We start from the raw sequence: 9,735 nt of genomic DNA on the forward strand, positions 1-9,735 counted from the left end.
AGGCGGCCGGTCGCCGCCCTCAGCCCCGGTACGTCTCCAGCAGCCGCAGCCAGATCTCGCTCATCGTCGGGAAGGCCGGGACCGCGTGCCAGAGCCGCGGGACCGGGACCTCGCCGGCGACCGCGACGGTCGCCGCGTGCAGCAGTTCGGCGGCGCCGGGGCCGACGAAGGTGGCGCCCACCAGCACCTGCCGGTCCTCGTCCACCACCATCCGGGCCCGCCCCCGGTAGCCGTCGGCGTACAGGCCGGCGCCGGAGACCTTCCCGAGGTCGTGGTCGACCGCGCGGACCCGCAGGCCGGCCCGTTCGGCCTGCGCCAGGGTGAGGCCGACCGCCGTGGCCTCGGGGTCGGTGAAGACCACCTGCGGCAGGGCGGCGGTGTCGGCCGTCGCCGCGTGCGCGCCCCAGCGCCCGGTGTCCACCCCGCCCGCGCCCGCGGAGCCGCCCGCGGCCCGGGCGGCGACGGCGGCGCCCGCGATCCGGGCCTGGTACTTGCCCTGGTGGGTCAGGAGCGCGCGGTGGTTGACGTCCCCGACGGCGTAGAGCCAGTCGTGTCCGACGACCCGCAAGCTGTCGTCCACGTCGAGCCAGCCGCCCGGGGTGAGCCCGACGGTGTCGAGCCCGATGTCCTCGGTCCGCGGCGACCGCCCGGTGGCCATCAGCAACTCGTCGCCCTCGACGGGCTCGCCGCCTTCCAGCACGACGGTGACCGGTCCGGTGGAACCGTCCCGTACCACCGCCTCCACGGTCACCTCCGTACGGACGACCGCGCCCGCCTCGCGCAGCGCCTCGGCGACCAGCTCGCCCGCGAAGGGCTCCATGCGCGGCAGCAGGCGGGGCCCGCGGACCAGCACGGTGACCTGCGAGCCGAGGGCCTGCCAGGCGGTGGCCATCTCGGCGGCGACCACCGAACCGCCCACGATCAGCAGCCTCGGCGGCACGTGCCGGGCGGAGGTCGCCTCGCGGCTGGTCCAGGGGCGGGCTCCGTGGATGCCGGGCAGGTCGGGGATCACGGCCCGGCTGCCCGTCGCGATCACGACCGCGTGCCGGGCGGTGAGCAGCTCGTGCTCGCCCTCCGGGCCGGTCACGGCCACCGTGCGGACGCCGTGGAGCCGGCCGTGCCCGCGGTGGAGATGGGCGCCGATGGACTCCAGCCAGTCGAGCTGGCCGTCGTCCTTCCAGTGGCCGGTCCAGTAGTCGCGGTGGGCGAAGACCGCCTCCGCGTCCAGCGGCCCGGCCACCGCCTCCGCCAGCCCTGGCACCCGCCGGGCGTCGGCCCGGGCGAGGGCCGGGCGCAGCAGGGCCTTGCTGGGGATGCAGGCCCAGTACGAGCACTCGCCGCCGACGAGTTCGCTCTCCACCACGGCGGTGCTGAGCCCGGCGGCCCGGGTCCGGTCGACGATGTTCTCGCCGGCCGGCCCCGCACCGAGCACCACGACGTCGTACTCAACCGCTTCCGTCATGCGGTCCAGTGTCGCGGCTGGACGCGCTCCCGGCCCCGCACCGTCACGCCTCCGGCGCGCCGGTCCCCTGCCCCTGCCCCTGCCCCTGCGCTTGCGCCTGCCGCTACTCCTGCTCCTGCTGTGCCTGCTCCTGCTGCGCCGCGGCGATCTTGGCGCGCACCTCGTCCATGTCCACGGCCCGGGCCTGGCCGATGAGGTCCTCCAGCATGGGCCCGGGCAGTGCGCCGGGCTGGGCGAAGATGGCCACCTGGTCGCGGATGATCATCAGTGTGGGGATCGACCGGATGTCGAAGGCCGCGGCCAGCTCCTGCTGCGCCTCCGTGTCGACCTTGGCGAACACCAGGTCGGAGTGGGTTTCCGAGGCCCTCTCGTAGACCGGGGCGAAGCCCCGGCACGGACCGCACCACTCCGCCCAGAAGTCGATCAGCACGAATTCGTTCTCGCTGACCGTCCGGTCGAAGTTCTCCTTGGTGAGTTCGACAGTAGCCACGGTTCCCAGACCTCCAGAGTCTTGCTTCTGCCGGTGCAACGAGCGAAGGCCCCCCGCGCATTCCGGCCGGCCGGCCGAGTCCTAGAAAGGGTGGCCCGGCGGGGTGGCGCGGGAGGTGGTCCAGCGCAGTTCGGTGAAGGCGTCGAGGTTCGCCTCGCCGCCGAAGCGGGCGCCGGTGCCGGAGGCGCCCAGTCCGCCGAACGGCGCGACCGCCTCGTCGTTCACCGTCTGGTCGTTGATGTGCACGATGCCGGTCGGGATCCGCTCCGCCAGCTCCAGCCCGCGCGCGGTGTCCGGCGTCACGATGCCGAGGGAGAGGCCGTACGGCCCGGCCGCGGCCAGGGCCGCCGCCTCGTCCTCCGTCTGGAAGGACCGTACGGGCGCCACCGGGCCGAAGACCTCCTCGGCGTACGCGGGGGTGTCGTCGGAGACCCCGGCGAGGACGGTCGGCCGGTAGAAGAGGCCCTCGTGGGCGCCGCCCGCGACCACCTTGGCACCCTGTTCGGCGCTGGCCTCGACCAGGCCGTGCACCCGCTCCAGCTGGGCGCGGTCGATGAGCGGGCCCAGGTGGACCTGCTCGCGGTGCGGATCGCCCACCGCCATGGACTCGGCCCTGGCGGCGAGCCGTTCGACGTACTCGTCGTAGAGCGAGGCGTGCACCAGGTGGCGGCCGGCCGTCATGCAGATCTGCCCCTGGTGGAAGAAGGACCCCCACGAGGCCTGTGCGACGGCCGCCTCTACGTCGGCGTCGCGGAGTACGACGAGGGCCGAGTTGCCGCCCAGCTCCAGGTGCGCGCGCTTGAGGTGGCGTCCCGCCAGTTCGCCGACGCGGCGGCCGGTGGCGGTCGAGCCGGTGAAGGACACGATCCGCACGTGCGGATCGGCCACGAGCGCCTCGCCGGTGGCGGCGGCGCCGGGCAGCACGTGCAACAGGCCGGCCGGCAGCCCGGCCGCGGCGAACACGGCGGCCAGGACCAGTCCGCCGGAGACGGCGGTGCGGCGGTCCGGCTTGAGCAGCACGGCGTTGCCGAGGGCCAGGGCGGGCGCGACCGAGCGGATCGCCAGGACCAGCGGCACGTTGAAGGGAGCTATCACCCCCACCACGCCGGCGGGCACCCGCCGGGTGTACGACAGCCGGGGCGCCTCGCTCGGCAGCACCTGCCCGGTCGGGCGGGAGGCGAGCGCCGCGGCCTCGTAGCACTCCTGTGCGGCGACGGCCAGCTCGAAGTCCGCCTTGCCGGGGACGGACCCCGACTCCCGGACCAGCCAGCCGCGCAGTTCGTCGGCGTGCGCGGTGAACAGGTCCCCGGCGCGGCGCAGGACGGCGGCCCGCGCGCTGTGGGTCGCCCGCGCCCAGTCGCGCTGGGCGGCGTGCGCCCGTACGGCCGCTTCGGCCACGTCGGGGGCGGCGGCGAGGTCGAGGGTGGCCAGGGTGCGGCCGGTCGCAGGTTCGACGACAGGGGCGGTACCGCCCCTGAGCGTCGGTCCGTCCTGCCAGAGCGTCGGGTCGAGGAGCGGCATGGCGCGGGGCCTCCGGGGGTGGGGTGGCGGGGGTGGCCAGGCGTCATCGTGCCAGACCGGACGGGCCGGATTCTGTTCAGTTATTGGGCAGTTACGGGAGACGGTGACCGGAAACGATCGTCGCGGAAGCTGCCCCGCTCGGGACCGTGAGAACGATGGGGAGGCTGCCCCGCTCGGGACCGTGAGAACGATGGGGTGTGGCGCCGCGCCGCGGGGACGGCTGCGGGCGAGGCGCGGCGCCGAGTACCGCGGCCCGGTGCAGGCAGCGGGGCGTCGGCAGACTGGTGCGGACGGCCTGTTCGGCGTGGGTCACCACGCCCGAGGGGCCGGGATTCAGGGTGACCTCGGCGTCCTCGCCGAAGCGGACCGTGACGGAGCCGTCCGCGGTGCCCGCCGCGCACCCGCCGCGTCGCAGCTCCCGATGGCCGCGTCCAACTTCATGCGCAGCCGCCCGGTGAGACCCTCGACCGCCTCGGCGAGGACCTCCTGGGCGACCGGCGGGAGGGGCCCGGCGGGGTCGTCCGCCGCCCCCTCGTCCTGTCCGCTCGCCTTCCGCGCAGCCTGAACCAGGAGGCCGTCTCCCCTGAGCTGCGGTAGGGACGGGACGGTAGCAGGCTCCACCGACAACGCCCCCGCGGCGGGTACGCCTGAGGCCGTCTCAAGCGTCCCCGGGCAGCGCGGGGTTGCGCTGGGCGCGCGTACGGTGGGGTCCGAGGGTCCCGGGACGGGGTCGTCCGCGGCCCGCTGAGTGCTGCCGGTTAGCGCTCCAGGACGAGGGCGATCCCCTGGCCCACGCCGATGCACAGCGCGGCCACCGCGGTGCCGGAGCCGGCGGCCGCGAGCTGGTGGGCGGCCGAGCCGGCCAGCCGGGCCCCGGAGGCGCCCAGCGGGTGGCCGAGTGCGATGGCTCCGCCGAGCGGGTTGACCACGGCGGGGTCCAGCTCGGGCCAGCCGGCGAAGCAGCCCAACGCCTGGGCGGCGAAGGCCTCGTTGAGCTCGAACGTGGTCAGGTCGCCGAAGCCCCGGCCGGCCTTGTCCAGGGCGCGCTGGACGGCCTCCACCGGGCCCAGTCCGAAGAGCTGCGGCTCGACGCCAGTGACGGCCGAGGCGCGGATCCGGGCCAGCGGCTCGCGCCCGGTGGCGCGCAGGCCCGCCTCGTCCACCAGCAGCAGGGCGGCGGCGCCGTCGTTGAGCGGCGAGGCGTTGGCGGCCGTCACCGTGCCGTCGGGCCGGAAGACCGGCTTGAGCTTGGCCAGCGACTCCGGCGTGGAGCCCTCCCGGATGCACTCGTCGCGCACCAGGTCGATCCCGTCGAGGGGCACGACCTCGCCGTCGAAGCGGCCCGCAGCCCAGGCGGCGGCGGCCTTGCGGTGGCTCTCGAGGGCGAAGGCGTCCTGCGCCTCGCGGTCGATGCCGTACTTGTCGGCGATCAGCTCGGCGCCCTCCCCGAGGGAGACCGCCCACTCCTGGGGCATCCGCGGGTTGGTCATCCGCCAGCCCAACGCGGTGGACCACATCTGCTGGTGGGTGGCCGGGTAGGCGCGCTCGGGCTTCTGCACCACCCAGGGCGCGCGGGTCATCGACTCGACCCCGCCGGCCACGGCCACCGAGGCGTCCCCGAGGGCGATGGCCCGGGCCGCCTGGATCACGGCCTCCAGGCCGGAGCCGCAGAGCCGGTTGACGGTGACGCCGGGGACCGAGACGGGCAGGCCCGCCAGCAGCACGGCCATCCGCGCGACGTCCCGGTTGTCCTCGCCGGCGCCGTTGGCGTCGCCGAAGTAGACGTCGTCGATCCGTGCCGGGTCCAGCTCGGGCGTACGGTCGACCAGCGCGCGCACGACGTGCGCGGCGAGGTCGTCGGGCCGTACTCCGGACAGGGCTCCGCCGAACTTGCCGATCGGGGTGCGGACGGCGTCGACGATGTACACGTCGCGGATGCTCATGGGGTTCTCCTGGGCGGATCCGTGCAGGCGGCGCCGGTGGGCGCGCCCGCAGTCTCCGTCCCCCGATCACGGCCTGTCAACGGCCACCCGGAGCGCAGCGGCGTACGGCGGGGGCTCAGGTCGACTCGCGGGGGATCGCGGAGGCGGCCATCAGTCCGTGCCGCTCCGCCGGCTCCGCGCCTTCGCGTACGGCGCGGTCCACGAGGGCGGCCAGGTAGTCGCCCGTCGGCATCTGGATGCGTACGGTGCTCAGCCGCGGCCGCAGGAGCCGGCCGAGCAGCAGGTCGTCGGCGCCGATGACGGCCACGTCCCCGGGTATCCGCAGCCCCTCGTCCTGGAAGGCGCGCATCAGCAGCATCGCGTACTCGTCGTTGTACGCGTAGACGGCGTCGAGCCCGAGCGAGCGCCAGCGCCGGGCGAGCCGGCCGGCGGACTCCTCGGTCCGGGCGAGCGGCACCGGCTCGACCTCGGCGCCGGCCACGGACCGGGCGCCGGCCAGCCGGGGCGCGGAGAACAGCTCCAGCCCGGGCTCCTCGGGTACCACCACCCCGATCCGGCGGTGGCCGCGCTCCACGAGGTGCAGGGCGGCGGCCGCGCCGACCTCGCCCTGGTCGAGGACCAGAGCGTGCGCGCCGGGTACGCCCACCGGTCCGAGCGTGATCACGGCCTTGGCCCCGGCCCGCTCGAGCGTGGCGACGTTGCGGGCGCTCAGGACGATCTCGCCGAGGGAGATCACGGCGACCGGGCGCAGCTCGGCCCAGGCGCGGGCGGCCTGGTCGCCGCTGAGGCCGAGGCTGCCGTACTGGACGACCGTGTAGTCCAAGCGGCGCAGGGCCCACTGGAGGTCGTCCAGGAAGGCGCTGTAGAGGGGGCCGGCCGGTACGTGCGAGGTGGGGAGCAGCACGATCCGGGTGTGCCCGGCCCGCAGGGTGCGGGCGGCCGCGTGCGGGACGTACCCGAGCTCCTCGGCGGCCTCGCGGACCTTCCGGCGGGTCGGCTCGCTGATCCGTACGGCTGCCGCGTTGTTCAGCACGTAGCTGACCGTGGCCCGCGACACCCCGGCGAGGCGGGCGACGTCGGCGCTGGTGGGCACGGGGGGCGGCGGGGCCTCGGGGGAGCGCGGGGAAGGCTCCGAGGACCGCGGGGAAGGCTCCGAGGAGCGCCGGGAAGGCTCCGAGGAGCGCGCCGACGGGGCCGAGGGCTTCGGCGACGGGGCCGCCTTCGCCGGGTCGGTCGGTCTCTGCGGCTTGGGTGACTGTGACATCGCCGTGGCATCTTTCCAGACCGATTGCCGCCGGGGCCTGACGGATGGCCGGAATCCAGTGCTGGAGCATTGCCACATCCTGCTTACGCGAGTAACCGGCACGTGTCGGACACCCGAGGCCCCCGCCCAGCAGGGCACCCTTGGCTCCTGACCCGCGGCCGGTCACGCGCAACAACAGGGAGGCACCACCGTGCAGCTCCACACCCGCAGCTGGGGCGAGGGCGACCGCGTCGCGCTCCTGGTCCACGGGATCATGGCCGACCACCGCACCTGGCGCCGGGTCGGGCCGGCGCTGGCCGGGCTCGGCTACCGCGTGCTCGCCGTGGACCTGCGGGGCCACGGCGCCAGCGGCCGGGGCACGTACAGCCCGCAGCTCTTCGCCGACGACCTGGCCGAGACGCTGCCGGCCGGGGCGGAGCTGGCCATCGGCCACTCGCTGGGCGGCCTGACCCTGTCGCTGGCCGTGGACCGGCTGCGTCCGGCGCGGGCGGTGTACTCGGACCCCGCCTGGCACCTGGCCGGGCCCGAGGACGGCTTCGCGGTGGAGACGTTCGCCCGCTTCAAGTTCGCGTCGCGGGAGCGGGTCCGGCAGATGAACCCGCGGTGGGAGGACGCGGACGTGGACATCGAGCTGGAGACGCTCGCGGCGTGGGACGAGTCCACCGTCCTGGGTCTGGCGCCGCTGACCGGCCGGGACCTGCTGCCGGCGGCACCGGTGGTGCCGTCGCTGGTCCAGCTCGCCGACCCCAGCTTCCTGATCTCCGCGCAGCGGGCGGCGGTCCTGGAGTCCCGCGGCTTCGAGGTCCGTTCGGTCGCCGGCGCCGGCCACGCCATCCACCGGGACGACTTCGACGGCTTCATGGCCTCGCTGGACGGGTGGCTCTGACGCCGCGCTCCGATGACGCCTTGACCCCTTGACCCCTTGACGCCTCGACGCCTCGACGCCTCGACGCCCACTGTGTGATCAAACCCTGGCTCCACCGGGCCGGCCCCGCTACTGTCGCCCTACTGAACGGTAACGGGGGAGGTCCGGTGGCGGATCACACGGTGGCGGCCGACGCGGCCCACGGCGACGCCAGGCCCGGCAGCCTGGTCGACACGGTGCGGGCACTCGCCGAAGGCCGCGTGACGTCACGGGAGTTGACCGAACGCGCCCTGGAGCGGATCGCAGCCGCGCAGCCGGTGCTCAACGCCTTCCGGATCGTCCGGGCCGAGGCCGCGCTGGCCGAGGCGGACGCGGCCGACCGACGGCTCGCCGCCGGCGAGCGGCTGCCGCTGCTGGGCGTACCGCTCGCGGTCAAGGACGACATGGACGTGGCCGGGCTGCCCACCGCCTTCGGCTGCCCGGGGGACTTCCCGCCGAAGATCGCCGACAGCGAGGCCGTACGCCGGCTGCGGGCGGCGGGCGCGGTGATCGTGGGCAAGACCCAGACACCGGAGCTCGGCCAGTGGCCGTTCACGGAGGGGCCGGCCTTCGGCGACACCCGCAACCCGTGGGACCCCGACCGCACGCCCGGCGGCTCCTCGGGCGGTTCGGCCGCGGCCGTGGCGGCCGGGCTGGTGCCGGCCGCGCTCGGCTCGGACGGCGCCGGCTCCGTCCGCATCCCCGCCGCGTGGACCCACCTCGTCGGCATCAAGCCCCAGCGCGGGCGCATCTCCACCTGGCCGGAGCCGGAGTCCTTCCGCGGCCTGACGGTCAACGGCGTGCTGGCCCGTACGGTCGCCGACGCGGCGCTGCTGCTGGACGCGGCGAGCGGACCGCACCCCGGCGACCTGCACCGGCCCGCGCCCGTCGACGCGGTCGCGGCCTCCCGCCGCACCCCGCGCCGGCTGCGGATCGCCCTGTCCTTCGGCATGGCGTTCACCGCCACGGCCAAGTCCCTGGACCCCGTGGTCCGTTCGGCCGTCGAGCGGCTGGCGGGCCGGCTGGAGGAGCTGGGGCACGAGGTGGTGCCCGAGGACCCGCGGTACGGGCAGATCGGCCTGACCTTCCTCCCCCGGGCGACCCGGGGCGTGCTGGACTGGCGCGCGCGGGTGCCCGATCCGGCGCTGCTGGACCCCCGTACGCACGAGGCGATGCGGACCGGGCGGCTGCTGGGCGGACTGCCGCTGAGGGTCGCCCGGCGGGCCGAGGCGCTGCTCCAGCACCGGATCGGCGAGATCTTCGGCCGGTTCGACGTGGTGCTCACCCCGACAACGGCGACTCCGCCGATGCGCGTGGGCCAGCTGGCGGGGCTCGGCGCCCTGGACACCGACCGGGCGATGATCGCCGCCTGCCCGTACGCGTGGACGTGGAACATCCTGGGCTGGCCCGGGGTGAACGTGCCGGCCGGCTTCACCCCGGACGGCCTGCCCCTGGGCGCCCAGCTCCTCGGCCCGGCCGACTCCGAGCCCCTCCTTATCGCGCTGGCGGCGCAGCTGGAGTCCGTCGAGGCCTGGTCCGCACACTGGCCTCCCCTCGCGGCGGCCCCGGAACCCGCCGCCTGACGCCCGTCCCCGACGGCCCTGGGGACGGCGCCGGGCGGGCGTGTCGGCCCGGGGCGCGGGTCGTGGCGAAGGCCCACTCCCCGCACCCCTTCTACCTGGCCGCAACCGGGCATCGGACCGTCAGGCCATCAGGTCCAAGGCCGCCCGGAAGTCGGCCAGGGCCTGCGGGTAGCGGTTCGCGGCCGCCAGGAACCCCGCGCGGTCCGTCAGTGCGTGGGCGAGCGGGCCGGCGCCCGCCGCCCGGCCGAGTACGACTCCCCGGTCGAACAGCGCCTCGAGGGAGCGCAGGGCTTCGTGGCTCCACCACGTTCCCGCTTGCACCGCCCGCAGGACCTCGCCGCGGTGCTCGGCGTACGCCCCCGCGGCCGCGGCTCCAGCAGCACCCGTACCCGTACCCGCACCGGAACCGGCACCGGCCGCGTCGGCGTACGACAGCCGCAGCAGAACCCCCCACCACTCGTGCGTCGCGCTCCCGGTGCCGGGCCCGCCGCGCTCGGCGAGCGCGGACAGCAGCTCGCCCGCCTCCCGCCGGGCGGCCCCGGCCCTGTCTCCTATACACAACCCCGAG

The 9,735-nt window shown here is 75.7% G+C and carries 7 protein-coding genes and 1 pseudogene; 2 read left to right on the forward strand and 6 right to left on the reverse strand.

What is annotated here, in order from left to right; all coding sequences use genetic code 11:
- Positions 1 to 19: 19 nt before the first annotated feature.
- The 5 genes from GPJ59_RS02670 to GPJ59_RS02690 all read right to left on the reverse strand — a co-directional run bounded on the left by GPJ59_RS02670 (position 20) and on the right by GPJ59_RS02690 (position 6,509).
- Positions 20 to 1,462 carry a dihydrolipoyl dehydrogenase family protein gene (locus GPJ59_RS02670; protein WP_219664704.1) on the reverse strand — a complete coding sequence of 481 codons (1,443 nt, stop codon included), beginning with the start codon at positions 1,460 to 1,462 and terminating at the stop codon, positions 20 to 22.
- A gap of 103 nt (positions 1,463 to 1,565) precedes the next feature.
- Positions 1,566 to 1,952: a thioredoxin gene (gene trxA / locus GPJ59_RS02675; RefSeq protein ID WP_219664705.1), complete on the reverse strand. Its 387-nt coding sequence runs from the start codon at positions 1,950 to 1,952 to the stop codon at positions 1,566 to 1,568.
- Between the two features lie 81 nt (positions 1,953 to 2,033).
- Entirely contained in the window at positions 2,034 to 3,473 is a 1,440-nt protein-coding gene (locus GPJ59_RS02680) for an aldehyde dehydrogenase family protein (protein WP_219664706.1), read from the reverse strand.
- A gap of 758 nt (positions 3,474 to 4,231) precedes the next feature.
- On the reverse strand, positions 4,232 to 5,416 hold the full coding sequence (locus GPJ59_RS02685; protein WP_219664707.1) for a thiolase family protein: 1,185 nt from the start codon (positions 5,414 to 5,416) through the stop codon (positions 4,232 to 4,234).
- 115 nt (positions 5,417 to 5,531) lie between these two features.
- The gene (locus tag GPJ59_RS02690) at positions 5,532 to 6,509 is read right to left on the reverse strand and encodes a LacI family DNA-binding transcriptional regulator (RefSeq protein ID WP_308120094.1); all 978 of its coding nucleotides are present in this window, start codon (positions 6,507 to 6,509) and stop codon (positions 5,532 to 5,534) included.
- A gap of 361 nt (positions 6,510 to 6,870) precedes the next feature.
- Here GPJ59_RS02690 and GPJ59_RS02695 point away from each other — a divergent pair, with 361 nt between their 5' ends.
- A complete protein-coding gene (locus tag GPJ59_RS02695) occupies positions 6,871 to 7,566 on the forward strand; it encodes an alpha/beta fold hydrolase (RefSeq protein ID WP_219664709.1) in 696 nt (231 codons plus the stop codon).
- Between the two features lie 161 nt (positions 7,567 to 7,727).
- Positions 7,728 to 9,167 carry an amidase gene (locus tag GPJ59_RS02700; protein ID WP_219664716.1) on the forward strand — a complete coding sequence of 480 codons (1,440 nt, stop codon included), beginning with the start codon at positions 7,728 to 7,730 and terminating at the stop codon, positions 9,165 to 9,167.
- A 120-nt stretch (positions 9,168 to 9,287) separates the two neighbouring features.
- Here GPJ59_RS02700 and GPJ59_RS02705 read toward each other — a convergent pair.
- A pseudogene (locus GPJ59_RS02705) lies at positions 9,288 to 9,735 on the reverse strand (hypothetical protein); the annotation flags it as partial.

It is taken from the genome of Streptomyces bambusae (assembly GCF_019400985.1).
Taxonomy (GTDB): domain Bacteria; phylum Actinomycetota; class Actinomycetes; order Streptomycetales; family Streptomycetaceae; genus Streptomyces; species Streptomyces bambusae_A.